This is a genomic window from Acidovorax cavernicola, from assembly GCF_003581445.1.
This window is the reverse complement of the sequence record NZ_QXMN01000022.1, coordinates 1-19,720: the sequence shown is the minus strand read 5'-3', so window position 1 is coordinate 19,720 and position 19,720 is coordinate 1. Positions and strand designations below refer to the sequence as shown.

At 67.3% G+C, this 19,720-nt stretch carries 19 protein-coding genes and 1 tRNA gene; 9 read left to right on the top strand and 11 right to left on the bottom strand.

Annotated features, from left to right (window positions below):
- Nucleotides 1–59 precede the first annotated feature (59 nt).
- Both D3H34_RS17700 and D3H34_RS17695 read right to left on the bottom strand, forming a co-directional pair.
- Nucleotides 60–518 carry a (2Fe-2S)-binding protein gene (locus D3H34_RS17700; protein WP_119555306.1) on the bottom strand — a complete coding sequence of 153 codons (459 nt, stop codon included), beginning with the start codon at nucleotides 516–518 and terminating at the stop codon, nucleotides 60–62.
- An 11-nt stretch (nucleotides 519–529) separates the two neighbouring features.
- On the bottom strand, nucleotides 530–2,725 hold the full coding sequence (locus D3H34_RS17695) for a xanthine dehydrogenase family protein molybdopterin-binding subunit (RefSeq protein ID WP_119555304.1): 2,196 nt from the start codon (nucleotides 2,723–2,725) through the stop codon (nucleotides 530–532).
- 156 nt (nucleotides 2,726–2,881) lie between these two features.
- Between D3H34_RS17695 and D3H34_RS17690 the strand changes: the two genes are divergently transcribed.
- On the top strand, nucleotides 2,882–3,640 hold the full coding sequence (locus D3H34_RS17690) for a Crp/Fnr family transcriptional regulator (protein ID WP_119555302.1): 759 nt from the start codon (nucleotides 2,882–2,884) through the stop codon (nucleotides 3,638–3,640).
- Here D3H34_RS17690 and D3H34_RS17685 read toward each other — a convergent pair.
- Entirely contained in the window at nucleotides 3,612–4,592 is a 981-nt protein-coding gene (locus D3H34_RS17685; RefSeq protein WP_119555300.1) for a Bug family tripartite tricarboxylate transporter substrate binding protein, read from the bottom strand. The two genes, D3H34_RS17690 and D3H34_RS17685, sit on opposite strands and share 29 nt — an antisense overlap.
- A 34-nt stretch (nucleotides 4,593–4,626) precedes the next feature.
- Complete coding sequence (locus D3H34_RS17680) at nucleotides 4,627–5,691, bottom strand: CDP-6-deoxy-delta-3,4-glucoseen reductase (protein WP_119555298.1); 1,065 nt, start codon at nucleotides 5,689–5,691, stop codon at nucleotides 4,627–4,629.
- Nucleotides 5,692–5,764: 73 nt separating this feature from the next.
- On the opposite strand from D3H34_RS17680, the gene D3H34_RS17675 reads away from it, so the two are divergent.
- Nucleotides 5,765–6,700 (top strand): SDR family oxidoreductase, encoded by a 936-nt coding sequence (locus D3H34_RS17675; RefSeq protein ID WP_119555296.1) that lies wholly within the window; start codon nucleotides 5,765–5,767, stop codon nucleotides 6,698–6,700.
- A 13-nt stretch (nucleotides 6,701–6,713) separates the two neighbouring features.
- Complete coding sequence (locus tag D3H34_RS17670; protein ID WP_119555294.1) at nucleotides 6,714–7,127, top strand: RidA family protein; 414 nt, start codon at nucleotides 6,714–6,716, stop codon at nucleotides 7,125–7,127.
- A gap of 22 nt (nucleotides 7,128–7,149) precedes the next feature.
- Here D3H34_RS17670 and D3H34_RS17665 read toward each other — a convergent pair whose 3' ends face one another.
- Genes D3H34_RS17665 through D3H34_RS17655 form a run of 3 tightly spaced genes read right to left on the bottom strand, consistent with a single transcriptional unit; the run spans nucleotide 7,150 to nucleotide 10,098 of the window.
- Nucleotides 7,150–8,226, bottom strand: coding sequence for a hypothetical protein (locus tag D3H34_RS17665; protein WP_119555292.1), 1,077 nt, complete (start codon nucleotides 8,224–8,226; stop codon nucleotides 7,150–7,152).
- Between the two features lie 56 nt (nucleotides 8,227–8,282).
- On the bottom strand, nucleotides 8,283–8,543 hold the full coding sequence (locus D3H34_RS17660; RefSeq protein ID WP_119555290.1) for a hypothetical protein: 261 nt from the start codon (nucleotides 8,541–8,543) through the stop codon (nucleotides 8,283–8,285).
- Nucleotides 8,544–8,571: 28 nt separating this feature from the next.
- On the bottom strand, nucleotides 8,572–10,098 hold the full coding sequence (locus D3H34_RS17655) for a hypothetical protein (RefSeq protein WP_119555288.1): 1,527 nt from the start codon (nucleotides 10,096–10,098) through the stop codon (nucleotides 8,572–8,574).
- A gap of 281 nt (nucleotides 10,099–10,379) precedes the next feature.
- Here D3H34_RS17655 and D3H34_RS34290 point away from each other — a divergent pair, with 281 nt between their 5' ends.
- Entirely contained in the window at nucleotides 10,380–10,556 is a 177-nt protein-coding gene (locus D3H34_RS34290; RefSeq protein ID WP_167481233.1) for a hypothetical protein, read from the top strand.
- A 27-nt stretch (nucleotides 10,557–10,583) separates the two neighbouring features.
- Here the strand turns inward: D3H34_RS34290 and D3H34_RS17645 are convergent, their stop codons facing one another.
- Complete coding sequence (locus D3H34_RS17645; protein WP_119555284.1) at nucleotides 10,584–11,498, bottom strand: LysR family transcriptional regulator; 915 nt, start codon at nucleotides 11,496–11,498, stop codon at nucleotides 10,584–10,586.
- Between the two features lie 136 nt (nucleotides 11,499–11,634).
- Here D3H34_RS17645 and D3H34_RS17640 point away from each other — a divergent pair, with 136 nt between their 5' ends.
- Nucleotides 11,635–12,972, top strand: a complete 1,338-nt coding sequence (locus tag D3H34_RS17640; protein ID WP_119555282.1) for a nucleobase:cation symporter-2 family protein — start codon at nucleotides 11,635–11,637, stop codon at nucleotides 12,970–12,972.
- 51 nt (nucleotides 12,973–13,023) lie between these two features.
- Nucleotides 13,024–13,536, top strand: coding sequence for a nucleoside deaminase (locus D3H34_RS17635; RefSeq protein WP_119555280.1), 513 nt, complete (start codon nucleotides 13,024–13,026; stop codon nucleotides 13,534–13,536).
- Between the two features lie 102 nt (nucleotides 13,537–13,638).
- Here D3H34_RS17635 and D3H34_RS17630 read toward each other — a convergent pair.
- Nucleotides 13,639–13,723: transfer RNA gene (locus D3H34_RS17630), tRNA-Leu, on the bottom strand.
- Between the two features lie 42 nt (nucleotides 13,724–13,765).
- On the opposite strand from D3H34_RS17630, the gene cysM reads away from it, so the two are divergent.
- The 3 genes from cysM (at nucleotide 13,766) to D3H34_RS17615 (ending at nucleotide 15,536) form a co-directional block, all read left to right on the top strand.
- Nucleotides 13,766–14,668 (top strand): cysteine synthase CysM, encoded by a 903-nt coding sequence (gene cysM / locus D3H34_RS17625; RefSeq protein ID WP_119555278.1) that lies wholly within the window; start codon nucleotides 13,766–13,768, stop codon nucleotides 14,666–14,668.
- 72 nt (nucleotides 14,669–14,740) lie between these two features.
- Entirely contained in the window at nucleotides 14,741–15,319 is a 579-nt protein-coding gene (locus D3H34_RS17620) for an NUDIX domain-containing protein (protein WP_119555276.1), read from the top strand.
- Nucleotides 15,309–15,536, top strand: coding sequence for a sulfurtransferase TusA family protein (locus tag D3H34_RS17615; protein ID WP_119555274.1), 228 nt, complete (start codon nucleotides 15,309–15,311; stop codon nucleotides 15,534–15,536). The genes D3H34_RS17620 and D3H34_RS17615 overlap by 11 nt, the downstream gene beginning before the upstream one ends.
- Nucleotides 15,537–15,602: 66 nt before the next feature.
- Here D3H34_RS17615 and galU read toward each other — a convergent pair whose 3' ends face one another.
- Entirely contained in the window at nucleotides 15,603–16,496 is an 894-nt protein-coding gene (gene galU / locus D3H34_RS17610) for a UTP--glucose-1-phosphate uridylyltransferase GalU (protein ID WP_119555272.1), read from the bottom strand.
- A 105-nt stretch (nucleotides 16,497–16,601) separates the two neighbouring features.
- Nucleotides 16,602–19,472 carry a valine--tRNA ligase gene (locus D3H34_RS17605; RefSeq protein WP_119555270.1) on the bottom strand — a complete coding sequence of 957 codons (2,871 nt, stop codon included), beginning with the start codon at nucleotides 19,470–19,472 and terminating at the stop codon, nucleotides 16,602–16,604.
- Nucleotides 19,473–19,720 lie beyond the last annotated feature (248 nt).

Here is a 19,720-nt window from a genome sequence, read left to right as displayed (position 1 = left end):
CACTGAACGGCCAGCACCGCAGCGCGCGGTGGCTGGCCGTTTTTCCTTTTCCCCTCTGCTTATCCCATCATCGCGGCGGCGGCCTTGATCGCCTCGCGGATGCGGCCGTAGGTGCCGCAGCGGCACACGTTCTCGATGGCGTCGATGTCGGCATCCGTCGGGGTGCGCGTGCGGCGCAGCAGGTCTACCGCCGCCATGATCTGGCCCGGTTGGCAGAAGCCGCACTGCGGCACATCGAGGTTCATCCAGGCCTGCTGCACCGGGTGCAGCGTGTTGCCGTTGGCCAGGCCTTCGATGGTCGTCACCTGACGGCCGCGCACGTCGGACACGCGCACCGAGCAGGTCGTCACGGCCTTGCCGTCCACGTGGCAGGTGCAGGCCTTGCACACGTTGATGCCGCAGCCGTACTTCGGGCCGGTGATGCCGAGCTTGTCACGCAGCACCCACAGCAGCGCCAGGTCGTCGGGCGCCTCGACATCGACGTGCTGGCCGTTCACCTTGAAAGATTGCACTGGCATGGTGGTTCTCCTCAGGCGGGGATCGGAACGTTGACGGGCGTGGGCAGCTTGCCCGGCGGGATCGGCGTGAAGTCGACCGGGAAGTTCAGCGGGAAGCTGCGCGGCTTGATGCCGGTGGCGCGCCCGTAGGCGTTGGCGATCGCGCCTGAACTGGCCGACAGCCCGACCTCGCCGAGACCGCCGATGGCCTCGCCGCTGGCCGGCATGATGATGATCTTCACGTCCTTCGGGTAGTTCTTCATGCGCGAGAAGTGGTACTGAGAATAGCTGCCCTCCAGCGGCAGGCCGTTCTGGATGTGCAGGCCCGCGGTGAGCACCAGCGCGATCGACTCGCACAGGCCGCCCTGCAGCTGCGCCTCGATGCCTGATGGATTGATCGGCGTGCCGACGTCGATGGCGATGGTCGCGCGCACCACCTTCGCGGCCGAAGGCACGCGTGCGTCGATTTCGACGATGCAGGCGGTGAACGACTTCGACTCCTGGTGCACGCCCACGCCCTGCGCGAAGCCCGCCGGCATCGCCTTGCCCCACTGCGCGGCTTCCGCCACGGCCTTCAGCACTGCGCGGGCGCGCGGCAGGCGCAGGTACTCGAGCCGGAAGGCGACCGGGTCCTTGCGCGCCGCCTTGGCCATCTCGTCGACCAGGATCTCTTCCACCAGCCGCGCGGGCTGGATGTGCACCGAGCGGTACGAGCAGGTGTTCATGTCCATCGGCACCGGCGTCAGCAGCTTGGTCGTGACGCCGAAGTTGTACGGCGAGGTGACCATGGTCTTGAACATGATCTGCTCGATCGCGAAGTTGCCCACCGTCTGCGGAAAGGCGTTGGGCAGCGCGATGACGGCGGCTTCGAGCATGTTGCCGAAGCCGTGGCGCGTGTCCAGGCGCACGCTGGCGATGCGCTGTTCAAAAGAGATCACCTGGCCCAGCAGCATCGTGGCGCGCGCCTTCTGGTAGATCGGCGGACGGATGCGCGTGTGGCGCATGTCGTCGGTGCGGTGGTACATCAGGCGGCAGGGGCGTCCGAGCGCCTTCGACACCTGGATCGCCTGCAGCACCGGGTCCCAGAACAGGCGGCGCCCGAAGGAGCCACCCGAAGGTACGGCATGCACCACGACCTTGCTGAGCGGCAGGCCCAGCTCCGCGGCCACGGCCTGCTGCGTGACGATGGGGCTCTGCAGGCCGGCCCAGATTTCGGCGCGATCGGCTCGCACGTCGGCAATCGCACATTCGACTTCCATCGGGCAGTGCGCGGCCGGCGCGAACTCGAACTCGGCCTCGACCGTCAGCGCACCCAGCGGCGGCAGCGCAAAGGGCAGCAGCGACGACTTCAGCTTGCGCATGATGGTGGTGTTCGACTCGCCGTCGAGCGGGCCGGCGGCCCACGTCACGTCGAGTGCGTTCACCGCGGCCCAGGCCTGTCCGAAGGTCTCGGCCATCACGGCCACGCCCGGCGGCGTCGGCGTGATGCCGTTGGTGGCGGGGATCGGCACCACGCCGATCACGCCCGGCATGCCCATCACCGTGTTCATGTTGTTGATGCTGACGAACTTGCCGTTGATGGTCGGCGGGCGCCGCACCATCGTCGGCTTGGCGCCGGGCACCGCTTGGTCGAGCGTGAACTTCTTGCGGCCAGTGACGATGTCCAGTGCGTCGAGCCGGGTCACGCGCTGGCCGACCACCGAGGGCGTGGAGCCCGAGAGCAGACCGCCCAGGCCTCCCAGCGTCGGCATGCCGGCATGCATCGATCGCACGCTCGACGAGCCGCCGGTGAGCTGGTTCCAGATCAGTTCGGGGCTGGCGTCGGCCGACGTGACCTCGATCGCGCTCAGCGGCAGGCGCATCTTGTCCGCCAGCATCATCGCGGTCGCCGTGGCGATGCCCTGGCCTACTTCGAGGCGCGGCAGTGCAAGCCGCACGCGGCCGTTGCCGGTGTTCGTCACCTTCACCAGCGCCATGGTCGGCAGCGACGTCAGCGTGACTGCGTCGCCGATATCGATCAGGTCGGTGGTGTCGGGTGGTGTCATCGGCAGCAGCGCGGCGACCGCCGAGGCGGGCGCGGTGAGGGCGCCCAGTCCTACTAATCCGGCTGCGGCCGACGCCAGCGGCGCGGCGGTTGCATAGCCGAGCACGTCGCGGCGGCGCAGGCCGTGCGCATCCCCGTCGTCCGGTCCGCGCACGGGGCGCGGGTCCTTGTTCGAACGCTTCATCGTTGTCTCCTTGTTGTTTGGCGAACGCGGATGACTGTGGCACCATCGCCGCGCCGAGGATGTCGTTGGAAAGACATTTCTTACGGACCCCCGCCGACCGGCGCCTGCGACGGATCGGCTGATGCGATGTCACGAGGGAAGACAGCAGGAGGCGCGATGTCGAACGCGTTGGAGAACATGCTCCGAGAGAGCTTGTGGGCGCGTGCGCTCACGGACGACGAACTCGATCGCGTCGTGCAGGAGTCGCACGAGCGCGTGGTCCCGGCCGGCGGCTTCGTGGTGCGGCGTGGCGAGCCCGCCGATCACTGGATTGGCGTGATGGACGGCCTGCTCAAGATGTCGGTGTCGCTGCCCGATGGACGCATCTCCACATTCACCGGTGTGACCGCCGGCGGCTGGAGCGGCGAAGGTTCGCTGATCACGCCCGGATGCTGGCGCTACGACGGCGTGGCGGTGCGGCCGACGCGCGTGGCCTGCATCCCTCGGCAGACGTTCGAGCGCCTCCTGGCCTCGAACATCGAGTTCAATCGGTTTCTGTTGTTACACATCAATGCGCGACTGAGCCTCTTCATCGGCCTGATGGAATTCGACCGGCTGCTGGGGCCGGACGCGCGCGTGGCGCGCTGCCTGGCCAGCCTGTTCGATCCGATCCTCTATCCGAGCGCCAACCGTTTCGTGCGCTTGAGCCAGGACGAGATCGGGTTGCTGTCGGCGGTATCGCGCCAGCGTGCCAACCGTGCGCTGCATGCCTTGCAGCGCGACGGGCTGTTGCGCGTGGAGCACGGCGGTGTCGAAGTGCTCGACCTCGCGGGGTTGCGCTCGTACCAGGGCGAGGCGGCTGTGGCGTCCACGGGCGAAAAGGAAGCGCCGCCCCTGGACGACCTCGTCAGTCCACCTTCGCCCCTGTGGCCTTGACCACCTTCTCGTACTTGCCCAGTTCGCTCTTCATGAAGGCGCCGAACTGTTCCGGCGAATTGCCGACGGGCTCGGCCAGCATCGCGGCGAAACGCGTCTTCGTTTCCGGCGTGTTCAGCGCGTCGACGAAGGCCCGATTCAGCTTCACGACCACGTCGTGCGGCGTGCCGGCCGGCGCGACGAGGCCCCACCAGGTGTCGATCGAGAAGCCCTTGAGCGTGTCGGCCACGGGCGGCACGTCGGGCAGGGCGCTGCTGCGCTGCAGCGTCGTGACCGCGATCGCCTTCAGCTTGCCCGAGCGGATGTTCGGCGCGGCCGTGGCGAGGTTGTCGAAGTTGAAGTCGACCTGTCCCGACAGCAGCGCCAGCTGCGCCGGGTTGCCGCCGTTGTACGGAATGTGCAGCGCGAAGATGCCCGCTTCCTTCTTGAACAGTTCGCCCGCGAGGTGGCCGGCGCTGCCGTTGCCGCCGCTGCCGTAGTTGAGCTTGGCGGGGTTGGCCTTGGCGTAGCGGATGAGGTCGGGCAGCGTCTGGATGTTCAGTCGCCTGGCCGTGTCGGCGTTCATCACCAGCACGTTGGGCACGCGCACCATCTGCGTGATCGGCGCGAAGTCGGTCGCGGCGTTGAACGGGATCTTGCTGTAGAGCCACGGATTCACGGCGTTCGTGGCGGTGGCCGCGATGCCGATGGTGAGGCCGTCCGGCGCTGCCTTGGCGACGAAGTCGGCGCCGATGTTGCCGCCCGCACCGGGCTTGTTGTCGATGATGACCGGGCCGCCCAGCGTGTCCTTCACGCGCTCGGCCAGGATGCGCGCGGTGTTGTCGATCGGGCCGCCGGCCGCGTAGGGCACGACGAGGCGGATCGGGCGTTGCTGCTGCTGCGCGGATGCGAGGCCGGTGCCGAGCGCGGCGGCTGCGGCGATCACGGTCAGGAGGAAGTGTCTCGTCTTCATGTTGTTCTGCGGAAAGGAAAGAGGGTGCGAAGGCTCAGGGAATTGCCTTGTCGGCTTCGGTGGTGAAGGCGTCGGCGAAGAATTCTTCTTCGGGCAGGCCCGCCAGTGCCACGTAGTCGCGCTTGGCCGAATCGACCACGATCGGCGCGCCGCAGGCGTACACCTGATGGCCCGACAGATCGGTGAAGTCTTCCAGCACGGCCTGGTGCACGAAGCCGGTGCGGCCGGTCCAGTTGTCTTCCGGCGTGGCGTTCGACACCACGGGCACGTAGCGCAGGTTCGGCATCTCGGCCAGCTGCTCGCGCAGCCAGCCGTCCATGTAGAGGTCTTCGGGGCGGCGCCCGCCCCAGTAGACCGCCGCGGGGCGCTCGATGCCCTTGAACTTCATGTGCTCGATCAGCGCCTTGATCGGCGCGAAGCCCGTGCCCGAGGCCAGCAGGATCATCGGCTTGTCGGAGTCCTCGCGCAGGAAGAAGCTGCCGAACGGGCCTTCGATGCGCAGGATTTCCTTTTCCTTCATCGTGCCGAAGACGTGGTCGGTGAACTTGCCGCCCGGCAGGTGGCGCAGGTGCAGCTCGAGGCCCGTGCCGGGCACGGCCACCGTGTGCGGCGCGTTCGCCATCGAGTAGCTGCGGCGCGCGCCGTCGCGCAGGATGAACTCGACGTACTGGCCTGCGTAGAACTGCAGCGGCTCGCCGGCCGGCAGTTGCAGGCGCAGCTGGATCACGTCGTGCGACTGGCGCGTGAGCGCCATCACGCGCACCGGCATCTTGCGGATCGGCAACGCGCCGGCCTCGGTGACCTGGCGCGATTCGAGCACCACGTCGCTGGTCGGGTGGGCGCAGCAGGTCAGCACATAGCCGGCGATCTGTTCTTCCGCGCTCAGGGCCTTGCTCTGGTGCGGGCCGAGCGTGACCTCGCCCGACAGCTTCTTGCACTTGCAGGAACCGCAGGCGCCGTCCTTGCAGCCGTAGGGCAGGCCGATGCCCTGGCGGATGCCGGCGGCGAGGATGGTCTCGTCGCCCTGGACCACGAAGTGGCGCCCGCTGGGTTCGACGGTGATGGAAAAGCCCGCTTCGTGCGGCGCTGTGGAAGTCATCGGTATTCTTCGGGGGTGAACTTCCCGGCTGCTTGCGGCCGGGATCAACTGAATTGAGACAGGAAACCGGATTTTGCCTTCAATCAATAGTCCCTCCGGCGCACTGCCGGCCCGGTTCCGGCGCGAGCGCCTGCTGATCGTCGGCTGCGGCGACGTCGGCCAGCGCGTGGCGCGCGACCTGCGTGGGCGCGTGCAGCTGGTGGCGCTCACGTCTTCGGCCGAGCGCGTGGCGGCGCTGCGCGCGGCCGGTATCCGGCCTTTGGTGGGCAACCTGGACGACGCCGCCACCCTGCGCCGGCTGGCGGGCATCGCCACCCGCGTGCTGCACCTGGCACCGCCCGCGCGCGACGGTGGGGCCGCCTGGTGGCGCGACCAGCGCACCGCCGCGCTGGCGCACGCACTGCGGCTGCGCTCGCTGCCGTCGACGCTGGTCTACGGCTCGACCAGCGGTGTCTACGGCGACTGTGGCGGCGCGCGCGTGAGCGAAACACGCAGCGTGCGGCCCGACACCCCACGTTCGCACCGGCGTGTCGATGCCGAGCGCGCCGTGCGCTGGTTCGGCCGCAGCACGGGCGTGCGCGCCAGCATCCTGCGCATCCCGGGCATCTACGCGCCCGACCGCGAGAACGGCACGCCGCGCGCCCGCCTGCAGCGCGGCACGCCCGTGCTGCGGCGCGAGGATGACGTCTACACCAGCCATATCCACGCCGACGACCTCGCGCGCGCCTGCGAAGCGGCGCTGTTCCGTGGCCGGCCGCAGCGCGTGGTGCACGCGTCGGACGACACCGAGCTGCGCATGGGCGACTACTTCGACCTGGCCGCCGATCTCTACGGCATGGCCCGCCCGCCGCGCGTGGCGCGCGACGAGGCCGAGCGGCAACTGCCGCTGCAACTGCTGAGCTTCATGGGCGAATCGCGCCGGCTGGACAACACGCGGCTCAAGCGCGAGCTGCGCGTGCGGCTGGCGCATCCGACCGTGCATACCGGCCTGCAGCCCGCGGAAGCTTGAAAGGCGCAACCCCGTGAGCAAGCAAAGCGTTCGCATCCCCGACGGCCACCCGACCTTCGGCTCGACGGCCGTCTTCGACACCTTCAAGTACGCGCCGGGCGTCAAGGCCGGCGGCCTGCTGTTCGTGGCGGGGCAGGTGGGCCTGCGCGCCGACGGCAGCGTGCCGGACACGGCTCTGGAGCAAGCCGACTGGGCCTTCCGCAGGCTCGGTGTCGTGCTGGAAAGCGCGGGCCTCGGTTTCGCCGACCTGGTGGAGATCGTGAGCTACCACGTGGACGTCGACAGCGAACTGGCCGGCTTTCGCGAGGTGAAGGACCGCTACATCACCGAGGACTTCCCGGCCTGGACGATCCTCGGCGTGGCAGCCCTGGCGCGGCCGGCGCTGCGGGTGGAGATTCGCGCAGTGGCGGCCTTCAAGACGCCCTGAGCGACCAGCACCCTCCGCGTTCCTACCGGCCGTCGAGGCGCGCCTTGTTGAGGCACGCATTCAGCAAGGCGTTCTCATGGTGGGGATCGTGCCGGCTCCTGTCGTTGACATAGCCGTTGGCGCGCGACGCCGCCTCGTCCATCAGGCCCTTGTAGTTCCGGCGCAGATCGTCCGGCGGGAGTTTCAGTACGCCGTGCGCCTGCTGCGTGGCCTTCTCCATCATTTCCTTCTGCCAGGCCGCCGCGGACAAGCCACCGCCCGTGCGTCGGAACACCCGGTCGGCTTCCACCTGGGCCGAATAGAAGGCGTCGCCGGCGGCCCTGATTTCCCGCGAGCAAGCCGCGATGAGGGACTCGACGGAAGAATTGCCGCGAACCGGTCCTGCACCTGACGCGACGCCGGGCGTCGGCGTTGGCGGTGTCACCGGGCGCTGCACCGTCGTGCTGTCGCTCTGGCCGGAGGCCGAATCGCAATTCTTCGCGCCCGAAGACCTGCACTCCGCGACAAGCCTCACGTATTCCTGCTGATAGACCTTGCGCGTGGCCGCGCGATCTTCCGCTGTCAGGTTGCCGCAGTTGCGGTCGAGGTACTCGATCATCGTGTAGTTGTGGACCCTGTCCGCGCTGGGACCGGAGGCCTGCAAGGCGCGTTGCTGGAGTGCCTTGCATTCTTCGGCGGAGGCGCGGGTTCGCGTGGACGACGCCGCGTTGCCGGCCTTCGCGTCCTTCTCGGAGAAGCAGTAGCCCCTGTAGCCCGCGCCTTCCACATACCGCCATCTGCCCGTGCCCCGGTGCTTGGTCGAGCAGGCCCACCAGTGCACGGTGCCGTGAAGGATGTTGCCTTCCTTCTTGCCGGGGCCCAGCGTACTGAGGCCGCCGTTGGGGCAACGGAAGGCGTCGGAGCCGTCGAAGAAGTTCTTGGTCTGCTGCGGGTTCTCGACGCAGAAGCCCACGTCGACGCTGTAGCTGCACTTGTTGAACAGCGTGTTGTCCTTGCCCGTGACGCAATGGCTGTCGGTGCCGTCACCGCCCGCAGCCTGTGCGTGCGCGGCGTTGCCGAACAAAAGGCTCGCCGTGATCAGTGCGCGAATGATCCACATGTTCTTTCTCCTCTCCTGCGGTTGTCTGTGTCCGGCTGCGTGTTCATGAAAGGGCATCACAACAGCCAGACCTCGGTGCCGTCGGAGGCCACCATGACGCCCGGCGAGCCGTCGGAAATCTCGATGGGCACGCCCATGTGCGTGGCGGGATCGAGGTCTTTTTCAAGGGTGTGGCTGAGCAGGGCCACGTCGCGCAGATAGTCCTCGTGCAGCAGGGGACTGAGGACGAATTTCTCGGGGTAGGCGCGCGTTGCGCGCAGATGGTCCGACAGCTTCTCGCTCATGTCGTAGTAGAGGATCAAGGGGGTGGCGGTCATGTGGGATCACCCTCTCTTCCGCATGCGGTCACCGGTGGGCTTGGGGTACGCACCGGCGCCCTCCCGACTGCACCGCGTTGCAGGCGCTCTCCGCGGCCGCGTACTGCTGTTGGCGCAGCTTCCGTTCGGCCTCGATCTGTGCGGGTGTCACGCCGGACTCGGTGGGGCAACCGGCGGCGATCATGTCCAGCACCGTCTTCGTCATGAACATCACCGTCTCCTGGCTGGCGGTGATGGATGCATTGGGCGGAACCCGGGCCGTGATGACCGACTGCTTCATGGCCTCGCAGGCCTGGGCGGAAAGGCGCCCGCCCGCGGGCCGGGCGGGTGCGGCGGTGCCCCCTGTCGAGGCCGAACTGCCGCCCGTTGAGGCGCCGCCACCGGATTCGCCCGACATCTGGCGTGCGGCCGTGGTGGCCAGCGGGTGATCGGGGAAGCGGCTCATCAGGGCGCGTTGCACTTCGCGGGCGCGTGCGCGGTCGCCCTGGGCGGTCAGTTCGTCGGCACGCGCGAAGAGCTGGCCGGGGTTCATCGTCTGCAGGCTGGCGCGGAACTGCTGTTCGGCCTGGGCGGCCAGCTCCTGCTTGCGCTGCCTTTCGGCCTCGGCCGCCAACCGGGTCTTCTCGGCTTCGGCCCGCGCGGCGGTTTCGCGGTCGCGCGGCAGGTTGATCTCGGTCCGGTTGCCTTCGGCGTCGATGCGGGCGCCGACCGACAGCACCCCGTTCTCGTAACGGCCTTCCTCGGCCAGTGTCCCGTCGGCGCGGTATTCACGCCCCTGGGCGTGCTTGCTGTCCAGGCGAAGCCCTTCGAACCGCACGCCGTCGCCGCGGATGTAGGTCCCCTGGAACGAGCGGTCCTTGCCCCAGGTGCCGGACTGCGTGGCACCGTTGCTGAAGGTGTACAGGCCCTGTCCGTCACGCTTGCCCTCGGCCAGCTCGCCAACGTAGCGACTCCCGTTCGGTGCGTACAGGATGTCGCCGGGGCCATTCATCCGGCCGCCGCTGAAGCGGCCGCGTTGTATCTCGCCATCGGAAAAGATGCGTGTGCCGTTGCCGTCGAGCTGGCCGTCCTTGGTTTGCCCGTAGTAGACCCAGGTCGTGTTGGACGTGCCCTTGCCCGACAGCGTGTCGCCGGTGCCCACATCGCGCACCCGGGCCCCGATTTCCTTCGACAGCCGTTGCGGCGCCTCCAGGCCGCCGAGCTTGCGCTCGTTCTCGCGGTCTTCGCCCTCCAGCGTCGCGGTGAACACCGCATCGGGCGTGATTTCCTTGCGATAGCCGAACAGCAAGGTGCGCGTGCCCTCGCCGATGGCGGCCTGCAAGCGCTCCAGGTAGCCCTTGGCGCGCGCGCAGGTCTTCTGCACGTTCAGTACGAAGCGACACCCCACGTGCGCGGCGCACAGGTCGGCCTGGGTGATGGTGGCTTTGTCCTTCAGCTCGCTGCAATTCGCGATCTCGGGATTGACCTGGGCCAGCGCCACGGAGGGGAGGGCCAGCACACAGACCGACAGGGCCATGGCCGACAAGAGGTTGCGCGCGGTGATTCCCTTTGTCATGACGGCTCCTGGATACGGGGACCCGCCAAATTTAGATGCGCCATCTGCAAACCAAATACCGCATTCATGGGAGTCCACCGGAATCGGTGGGTTGCCACAGTGGTGAAAGGGAATTGATCGTGCTACGGTGAATCCACTTTCTGCTCGCGCCAATCATCAATCCGGGTGCCACGCTTGTACCTAGTACTGCGAGGTGCCACATGGATGGCGAGGCGTTCACATACGCCGGCAGGTCGGGCCCGTGGGTCTGTACCATCTCCCGAACCTATCTGGACGGTGGCGTGCTCTACGCCGTTGCGGACATCGCCTGCCGAGGCGAGCAGCGCTGCAAGATCGCGCTGAGTCTGGGTCGCACGCCAGATCCCGACAGCATTGAAATCGTCAAGGCAAAGTGCCTGGAGTGGATCGAGCAGGCAGAAGCACGCCTGGATGCAGAAGAGCCCATGACGCGGCGCTGACAAGAAGCAGCACGCAGACAGCGCGCCTCAGAAGGCCGTCGGATGCCCGGCGCTGTCGGTCTCCGACACCTTGAAGCGCGCCAGCTCGGCGCGCAGCCAGCTGCCCGCCTTGCCGAGCGGGCGCGCCTTGTTCCACAGCAGGTCGACGCCCAGCAGCCAGTCGGTGTGCGGGTAGGCGCCCAGCTGCAGTTCCACCAGGTCGCCGTCGGCCAGTTCGCGCCGCACCAGCATGCGCGGCAGCGTGGCCCAGCCGAGGCCGGCGCGTGTCATCTCGAGCAGTGCGAGGTAGCTCTCGGCGCGCCAGCAGTGCGTGGCGTCGAGGTATTCGGTAGTGGGCAGCCGCTCGCTATGGGCGCTGAAGGCGAGCCGGCGGTGTTGGCGCAGGTCGCTGAAGTTGACCGTGGACAGCGCCGCCAGCGGGTGCCCGCGCGCGGCCACGTGCGCCATCACCAGCTTGCCCATCTGCACGAAGTCCAGCTCGCGCGCATAGCCCGGTTGCGCGAAGCCGATGCCCAGTTGCGCCTCGCCCTCGCGCACCAGCGCGCTCACGTCGCCGTGCAGCGGATGCCGCACTTCGAGGTCGACATGCGGAAAGCGCTCGGCGAAGGCGGCAAATGCGGGCATCAGCACGTTGTAGGGAATCTCGATGGCCAGCGTCAGGCCGGGTTCGACCGATTCCGACAGGCTCTGCGCATGCCCCTCCAGTGCCAGGCAGCGGTCCAGCACGCCGTGGGCCTCGCGCAGCAGGCGGCGGCCGGCCTCGGTCAGCGTGGGGATCTTGGTCGCACGGTCGAACAGTGCCACGCCCAGGTCGACCTCGAGGTTGCCGATGGCCGCGCTCACCGTCGACTGGGTCTTGCCGAGCTGACGCGCCGCCGCCGAGAAAGAGCCGGCACGCGCCACGGCGACAAAGGTCTCGAGCTGCTCCAGTGAATAGCGCACGGCGTTCGTCTTCCATCGAAAAAAACGATGAATACTAACTTTGGCTCCCGATGCAGGCCATCGATCATCCGTCCCGTCCGACGCCAGGCGACAGGCAGCGAGACAGACACACAGACCTACAACGCGGAGACTTGCGATGAACCCCTCTTCCGGCGTCCACCCCGTGGACGAAGTGCTGCCCCCGCAGCAGATGGCAACCTACGGCCTGCAGCATGTGCTGGTGCTCTATGCGGGTGCGGTGGCGGTGCCGTTGATCCTGGGCAGCGCGCTCGGGCTTACGCAGGCGCAGATCGTGACGCTCATCAACGCCAACCTGCTGACCTCCGGCATCGCCACGCTGATCCAGACCCTGGGCTTCTGGAAATTCGGCGCCCGGCTGCCGCTGGTGCAGGCCTGCTCGTTCATCGCGCTGGCGCCGATGATCATGATCGGCAAGGAATACGGCCTGCCTCACGTGTTCGGCGCCGTCATCGCGGGCGGCGCGATCACGGTGCTGCTGGCGCCGGCCATCAGTCGGCTGCTGCGCTTCTTTCCGCCGGTGGTGATCGGCAGCCTGATCACCGTGATCGGCATCTCGCTGATGCCGGCGGCCGCCATCTGGCTGGGCGGGGGCAACCCGGATGCGGCCGACTTCGGCAGCGTGCCGAATTTGCTGCTCGGCCTGGTGACCATCGCCATCACGCTGTTCGTCTACGCCCGCTTCAGCGGCTTCGTCGGCAATCTCGCGGTGCTGCTGGGGCTGGTGGCGGGCACGGCCATTGCGGCGGCGTTCGGGCTCACCGACTTCGTGCAGGTGGGCCATGCGGCGTGGTTCGAGGTGAGTGCGCCCTTCGCCTTCGGTCTGCCCGCGTTCGGGCTGACGCCGATCCTCATCATGACGCTCGCGATGATGGTCATCATGGCCGAGACCACCGGCAACTGCCTGGCCATCGGGCAGATCGTCGGACGCCCCTCGACCCAGGCGACGCTGGGCAACGCCTTCCGCGCCGACGGGCTCTCGACCATGATCGGTGGCGTCTTCAACAGCTTTCCCTACAACGCCTTCACGCAGAACACCGGGCTCATCGCACTGTCGGGCATCAAGAGCCGCTACGTGGTGGCCTCGGCCGGCGCGATCATGGTGCTGATGGGCATGTTCCCCAAGCTGGGCGCACTGATCGCTTCGGTGCCGCGGCCCGTGCTCGGCGGCTGCGCGATCGTGATGTTCGGCATGACGACCGTGGCGGGCATCCAGGAGCTTTCGCGCGTGCGCTTCGAGGGCACGCGCAACGCCATCATCGTGGCGGTGTCGGTGAGCGTGGGCGTGCTGCCGATGTCGTTCCCGGCGCTGTTCGCGCACGCCAGCGGCCCGTTGCGGCTGGTGCTCGAAAGCGGCATCTTCCTGGCTGCGATCACGGCGGTGCTGCTCAACCTGCTGTTGAACCGGGGCACGGCGCTGGCCGATGAAGAGGCGCATGCCGCCGTGGCGCGCTGACCCGTCTCGCTTTTTTCCTTTTTCTTTTCCTTCTGAAGAGCTTTCACTGCAATGAACACCACCCCCACGCCAGCTTCCCTCTCGCCGCGCGACCTCGAACTGCTGCGCATGACGATCGCGCTGTCTGACGAATCGAAGGCGCGCGGCCGGCATCCTTTCGCTGCGCTGGTGGCCGATGAGCACGGCGAGGTCGTCGTCACCGCCGGCAACAACTCGATGCCGCCCGAAGGCGACCCCACGCAGCACGCCGAACTGGTCGCGGCCGCGCAGGCGGCGCGGCGCCTGACGCCGGAACAGCTGGCGCGCTGCACGCTGTTCACCAGCGCCGAGCCCTGCTGCATGTGCGCCGGCGCGATCTACTGGACGAACATCGGCCGCGTGGTCTATGCGCTGTCGGAACACGCATTGCTCGGCCTGACCGGCGACCACCCGGAAAACCCGACCTTCTCGCTGCCCTGCCGCGAGGTGTTCGTGCGCGGACAGCGGCATGTGGAGGTGGTCGGGCCGTTGCTCGAGGACGAGGCGGCGGCTCCGCACCGGGGGTTCTGGAACGCCGGGCACTGAGAGCGGCGCTGGCATCAGAGAGGAGAGGGTGGCATGGGGTTCTGCGCCAAGGTGTGAGCCTACGATGCGCCTATTGCTATCGTTGCGATAGCTGGAAGCCAATGGTGCCCGGGGCCGGAATCGAACCGGCACACCTTTCGGTGGGGGATTTTGAGTCCCCTGCGTCTACCAATTTCGCCACCCGGGCAGGGTTCTGAACGAAGCCCAAAATTATGGCACAGTGGCTGGCATGAATTATCCGACGATCGAAGATGCCATCGGCAAGACCCCTCTGGTTGCCCTGCAACGCATTCATGCGGCCGAAAACGCCAAGCGCGGCAACGTGATTCTCGGGAAGCTCGAAGGCAACAACCCAGCGGGTTCGGTCAAGGATCGGCCGGCGCTGTCGATGATCAAGCGGGCCGAGGAGCGTGGCGAGATCAAGCCCGGCGACACGCTGATCGAAGCCACCTCGGGCAACACCGGCATCGCGCTGGCGATGGCCGCGGCCATCAAGGGCTACCGCATGGTGCTGATCATGCCGGAGGACCTGTCCATCGAGCGGGCCCAGACCATGAAGGCCTTCGGCGCCGAGCTCGTGCTCACGCCCAAGAGCGGCGGCATGGAATACGCGCGCGACCTGGCCGAGCAGATGGTGGCGCAGGGCAAGGGCCGCGTGCTCGACCAGTTCGCCAACCCCGACAACCCGCGCATCCATTACGAGACCACCGGCCCCGAGATCTGGACCGACACGCACGGCAAGATCACGCACTTCGTGAGCGCCATGGGCACCACGGGCACCATCACCGGTGTCTCGCGCTACCTCAAGGAAAAGAACCCGGCGGTCCGCATCGTCGGTGCGCAGCCGGCCGAAGGCTCGCGCATTCCCGGCATCCGCAAGTGGCCGACCGAGTACCTGCCGAAGATCTACGACCCGAGCCGCGTCGACGAAGAAATCAGCGTGAGCCAGGACGACGCCGAGGACATGTGCCGGCGCCTCGCGCGCGAAGAAGGCATCTTCGGCGGCATCTCGGCGGCCGGCGCGCTGTGGGCGGCCATCGAGGTGTCGAAGAAGGTCGAGAACGCGACCATCGTCTTCGTGGTGTGCGACCGCGGCGATCGCTACCTCTCCACCGGCGTTTTCCCCGCCTGATCCCGCCATCCTGCTGCGGCGCCCATCGGGCGCCGCAAGCCCGAGAACAAGAACACAAGAACCGAGACCCTCATGCCCCACCCCAAGTTTTGCCAGGCCTGCGCCACCCCGCTCGAATGGATCGCGTTGATGGAAGACGGCGGCCCCAAGGAGCGCCTGCGCTGCCCGAACTGCGGCCACACGCACTGGAACAACCCCACGCCCGTGCTCGCGGCCATCGTCGAGTACCGGGGGCAGGTGCTGCTCGCGCGCAATGCGGCCTGGCCGGCCAAGATGTATGCGCTCATCACCGGCTTCATGGAGGCCGGCGAAACGCCTGAAGGTGGCATCGCGCGCGAGGTGAAGGAAGAAACCAACCTGGACGTCAGCGCCACCAAGCTGGTCGGCGTGTATGACTTCCAGCGCATGAACCAGATCATCATCGCGTACCACGTGGTGGCCGATGGCGAGGTGCAGCTCTCGCCCGAACTGGTGGACTACCGCCTCTACGACCTGCCCGACCTGAAGTGCTGGCCCGCCGGCACCGGCTATGCGCTGGCCGACTGGCTGCGCACGCGCGGGCACGAGCCGGTGTTCTTCACGACGGCCGAGAACGAGGCTCGCCGCCGCGGGCTCGACCTGCCGCCCGAGGAGCCGAAGCATGGAAGTTGACCGCGAAATCGACACGCGAGGCCTCAACTGCCCGCTGCCGATCCTGAAGGCGAAGAAGTCGCTCAACGACATGGCGAGTGGCCAGCTGTTGAAGGTGGTCTCGACCGATCCGGGCTCGGTGCGCGACTTCCAGGCCTTTGCGCGCCAGACGGGCAATGAGCTGATGGCGCAGGAGACCGTGGGCAGCGACTTCATTCACGTGCTGAAGCGGCGATAGCGCCAACAGCGACCGCCAAAAAAAGGGGCCCCGCGGCCCCTTTTTTCTTGTGCGTCCCGATGCGCCTCAGAGCTTCAGGCTCTTGAGGTAGTCGCGGAACTGCTCGCCCACTTCGGGGTGCGCCAGCGCCAGTTCCACCGAGGCCTGCAGGAAGCCTTCCTTGCTGCCGCAGTCGTAGCGGATGCCCTTGTACGAGTAGGCGTAGACCGATTCCTTCTTCATCAGCGCCGCGATGCCGTCGGTCAGCTGGATCTCGCCGCCCGCGCCCTTGGGCTGGTTGCGGATCTCGTCGAACACGCCGGGCGTGAGGATGTAGCGGCCGGCCACGCCCAGGCGCGAGGGCGCTTCTTCGGGCTTGGGCTTCTCGACCATGCGGCTGACCTTCACGAGGCCGTCTTCCACGGTCTCGCCGGCCACGATGCCGTAGCGCTTGACGTGCTCCAGCGGCACTTCCTGCACGGCCAGCACCGAGGCGTGCAGGCGCGCGAAGGCTTCGGTCATCTGCGCGAGCACCGGCTGGCCATCGACGGGGCCGACCATCAGGTCGTCGGCCAGCAGCACGGCGAAGGGCTCGTTGCCCACCAGGTGTTCGGCGCACAGCACGGCGTGGCCCAGGCCCAGCATGCGCGGCTGACGCACATACGAGCAGGTCATGTCGTCGGGCGACACCGAACGGGCGATCTCGAGCAGCGCGTTCTTGCCGCTGGCTTCGAGCTGGCTTTCGAGTTCGTAAGCGGTGTCGTAGTGATCTTCGATCGCGCGCTTGTTGCGCCCGGTCACAAAAATCATGTCGCGGATGCCCGCGGCATAGGCTTCTTCGACGGCGTACTGGATCAGCGGCTTGTCGACCACCGGCAGCATCTCCTTGGGCTGCGCCTTGGTGGCTGGCAGAAAGCGGGTGCCGAAGCCTGCAACAGGGAATACGGCCTTGCGAATGCGCGTCGGGGAAGAAGTGGACATGGGCGGTTCAGTGTCGTTTCGATCGGGGAGAAAAGGGGAGGAGGAAGGGGCTTGGCGGCGCGAAGCCGAAAGCCCATCCTAAACCCCGCCCCCCGGGGGTGTCTGTCAGCCGAGGCGCACAAGCTGGTCGCGCAGGCGCTCCAGTGTGGCGGTGAAATCGACCAGGCGCGTGCGCTCCTGTTCGATCACGGCGGGCGGGGCCTTGGCCACGAAGGCCTCGTTACCCAGCTTGCCGTGCACCTTGGCAATTTCGCCCTCGATGCGCGCGATTTCCTTGCCGATGCGCAGCTTCTCCGCCGCCTTGTCGATCTCCATGTGCAGGCACAGGCGCGCTGCGCCCACCACCGCGACGGGCGCCGCTTCGGCCGCGGCTTGCCACGAGGCCTCGTCGTCGAACACCTTCACTTCCTTGAGCTTGGCCAGCGCCTGCAGCACCGGGGCCGCCTCGCGCAGGAAGGCCGCGCCTTCGGCGTCGTCGGCCACCGCGTACAGCGGCAGACGCGTGGCGGGCGACACGTTCATCTCGCCGCGCAGCGTGCGGCAGGCGTCGACCAGCGCCTTCAGCCGCGCCACGTAGGCCTCGGCCGCCTCGTCGATCTTCTCGGGCTGGCTCTGCGGATAGGCCGCGATCATGATCGACGCGCCTTCGCGGCCCGCGACCTTCGAGACCTTCTGCCACAGCTCTTCGGTGATGAAGGGAATGATCGGGTGCGCCAGGCGCAGCAGCGCTTCGAGCACGCGGATCAACGTGCGGCGCGTGGCGCGCTTCTGCGCATCGTCGCCGGTCTGGATCTGCACCTTGGCAATTTCAAGGTACCAGTCGCAGAACTCGTCCCAGGCGAACTGGTAGATCGCGTTGGCGACGTTGTCCAGGCGGTATTCCTCGAAGCCCTTGGCCACCTCGGCCTCGACGCGCTGCAGCTGCGAGACGATCCAGAAGTCGGCGCGGCTGAACTTCAGGTAGCCGTGCGCCTTGCCGCCGACCTTGCAGTCTTCCTTGGTGTGCTCCAGCAGGCCGCAGTCCTGGCCTTCGCAGTTCATCAGCACGAAGCGCGTGGCGTTCCACAGCTTGTTGCAGAAGTTGCGATAGCCCTCGCAGCGCTTCGAGTCGAAGTTGATGCTGCGGCCGAGCGAGGCCAGCGAGGCAAAAGTGAAGCGCAGTGCATCGGCGCCGAAGGCCGGGATGCCGTCGGGGAATTCCTTCTGCGTGTTCTTGCGCACGGCCGGCGCCGTCTCGGGCTTGCGCAGGCCCTGCGTGCGCTTCTCGAGCAGCTCTGGCAGCTGGATGCCGTCGATCAGGTCGACCGGGTCGAGCACGTTGCCTTCGGACTTGCTCATCTTCTTGCCGTGGGCGTCGCGCACCAGGCCGTGCATGTACACGTCCTTGAACGGCACGGTGCCCAGGAAGTGCTTGGTCATCATGATCATCCGGGCGACCCAGAAGAAGATGATGTCGTAGCCCGTGACCAGCACGGTCGAGGGCAGGTACAGCGCGAGGTCCTGCGTCTTCTCGGGCCAGCCCAGCGAAGAGAAGGGCACCAGTGCCGACGAGTACCAGGTGTCGAGCACGTCTTCGTCGCGCGTGAGCGTCTTGCCCGGCGCCTTGGCCTGTGCCTCGGCTTCGGACTCGGCCACGTACACGTTGCCGTCTTCGTCGTACCAGGCCGGGATCTGGTGGCCCCACCAGAGCTGGCGCGAGATCGTCCAGTCCTGGATGTTCTCCATCCAGTGGTTGTAGGTGTTGACCCAGTTCTCGGGCACGAAGCGCACCTCGCCGGACTTGACCACGTCGATGGCCTTCTGCGCGATCGTCTGGCCGTCGGCGCCGGGGCGCGTCATGGCCACGTACCACTGGTCGGTGAGCATCGGCTCGACCACGGCGCCCGACCGTGCGCAGCGCGGCACCATGAGGCGGTGCTTCTTCACCTCGACCAGCAGGCCCAGCGCATCCAGGTCGGCCACGATCGCCTTGCGAACCACGAAGCGGTCCATGCCGCGGTACTTCTCGGGCGCGTTGTCGTTGATGGTCGCCTCGAGCGTGAGGATGCCGATCACCTCGAGCTTGTGGCGCTGGCCGACTGCGTAGTCGTTGTAGTCGTGCGCGGGCGTGACCTTGACCACGCCGGTGCCGAATTCCTTGTCGACGTAGTCGTCGGCAATGATGGGGATCAGGCGGTCCACCAGCGGCAGCTTCACGCGCTGGCCGATGAGGTGCTTGTAGCGCTCGTCTTCGGGGTGGACCATCACGGCCGTGTCGCCGAGCATGGTCTCGGGGCGCGTGGTGGCCACAGTGAGTGTGCCGCTGCCGTCTTCGAGCGGGTAGGCGATGTGCCAGAGCGAGCCGTCTTCTTCCTCGCTCTCGACTTCGAGGTCGCTCACCGAGGTCTTGAGCACCGGGTCCCAGTTGCCCAGGCGCTTGCCGCGGTAGATCAGGCCTTCTTCATACAGCTTCACGAAGGTGTGCGTCACGACCTTGGAGAGGTCGTCGTCCATCGTGAAGTATTCGCGGCTCCAGTCGACCGTGTCGCCCATGCGGCGCATCTGCTGGGTGATGGTGCTGCCCGACTTTTCCTTCCACTCCCACACGCGCGCGACGAAGTTCTTGCGGCCCAGGTCATGGCGGCCGATCTTCTGTTCCTGCAGCTGGCGCTCCACCACGATCTGGGTCGCGATGCCCGCGTGGTCGGTGCCCGGCACCCACAGCGTGTTGGCGCCCTTCATGCGGTGGTAGCGCGTGAGGCTGTCCATGATCGTCTGGTTGAACGCATGGCCCATGTGCAGCGTGCCCGTCACGTTGGGCGGCGGCAGCTGGATCGCGAACGACTCGGCGCCTTCCTTGGGCTTCTGCGTGCCGCGGAAACCCGCCTTGGCGTAGCCGCGCTGCTCCCATTCCGGGCCCCAGTGCGCCTCGATGGCGGCGGGTTCGAACGATTTGGACAGGCTCTCGAGGCCGGGCTGGGAGGTAGGTTCGCTCATGGGGAATGCAAAACGGCACCCTCGGGTGCCGTTGGTGACAGGGTGGGACGACCCGGGATTTTACCGGGGCCGCTTTCTGTTCGCGGAACACCGCGGAACCGGCTTCGCCGGGCCGCTGGCGTTGCCCCCTGTGGGGGGTGGAGAAGCGACACGAAGTGCGCGTAGCCTGGGGGTGGGCCTATCCCATAATCGACCGATGCTGTTCCTGCTTTCCCCCGCGAAGTCGCTCGACTACGACACCCCCGTCC

Excerpts from the sequence above, each read along its gene's own strand:
- D3H34_RS17700 (WP_119555306.1), bottom strand. The coding sequence starts at position 518 with ATGCCAGTGCAATCTTTCAAGGTGAACGGCCAGCACGTCGATGTCGAG.
- D3H34_RS17695 (WP_119555304.1), bottom strand. The coding sequence starts at position 2,725 with ATGAAGCGTTCGAACAAGGACCCGCGCCCCGTGCGCGGACCGGACGAC.
- D3H34_RS17690 (WP_119555302.1), top strand. The coding sequence starts at position 2,882 with ATGTCGAACGCGTTGGAGAACATGCTCCGAGAGAGCTTGTGGGCGCGT.
- D3H34_RS17685 (WP_119555300.1), bottom strand. The coding sequence starts at position 4,592 with ATGAAGACGAGACACTTCCTCCTGACCGTGATCGCCGCAGCCGCCGCG.
- D3H34_RS17680 (WP_119555298.1), bottom strand. The coding sequence starts at position 5,691 with ATGACTTCCACAGCGCCGCACGAAGCGGGCTTTTCCATCACCGTCGAA.
- D3H34_RS17665 (WP_119555292.1), bottom strand. The coding sequence starts at position 8,226 with ATGTGGATCATTCGCGCACTGATCACGGCGAGCCTTTTGTTCGGCAAC.
- D3H34_RS17660 (WP_119555290.1), bottom strand. The coding sequence starts at position 8,543 with ATGACCGCCACCCCCTTGATCCTCTACTACGACATGAGCGAGAAGCTG.
- D3H34_RS17655 (WP_119555288.1), bottom strand. The coding sequence starts at position 10,098 with ATGACAAAGGGAATCACCGCGCGCAACCTCTTGTCGGCCATGGCCCTG.
- D3H34_RS17640 (WP_119555282.1), top strand. The coding sequence starts at position 11,635 with ATGAACCCCTCTTCCGGCGTCCACCCCGTGGACGAAGTGCTGCCCCCG.
- D3H34_RS17635 (WP_119555280.1), top strand. The coding sequence starts at position 13,024 with ATGAACACCACCCCCACGCCAGCTTCCCTCTCGCCGCGCGACCTCGAA.
- cysM (WP_119555278.1), top strand. The coding sequence starts at position 13,766 with ATGAATTATCCGACGATCGAAGATGCCATCGGCAAGACCCCTCTGGTT.
- D3H34_RS17620 (WP_119555276.1), top strand. The coding sequence starts at position 14,741 with ATGCCCCACCCCAAGTTTTGCCAGGCCTGCGCCACCCCGCTCGAATGG.
- D3H34_RS17615 (WP_119555274.1), top strand. The coding sequence starts at position 15,309 with ATGGAAGTTGACCGCGAAATCGACACGCGAGGCCTCAACTGCCCGCTG.
- galU (WP_119555272.1), bottom strand. The coding sequence starts at position 16,496 with ATGTCCACTTCTTCCCCGACGCGCATTCGCAAGGCCGTATTCCCTGTT.
- D3H34_RS17605 (WP_119555270.1), bottom strand. The coding sequence starts at position 19,472 with ATGAGCGAACCTACCTCCCAGCCCGGCCTCGAGAGCCTGTCCAAATCG.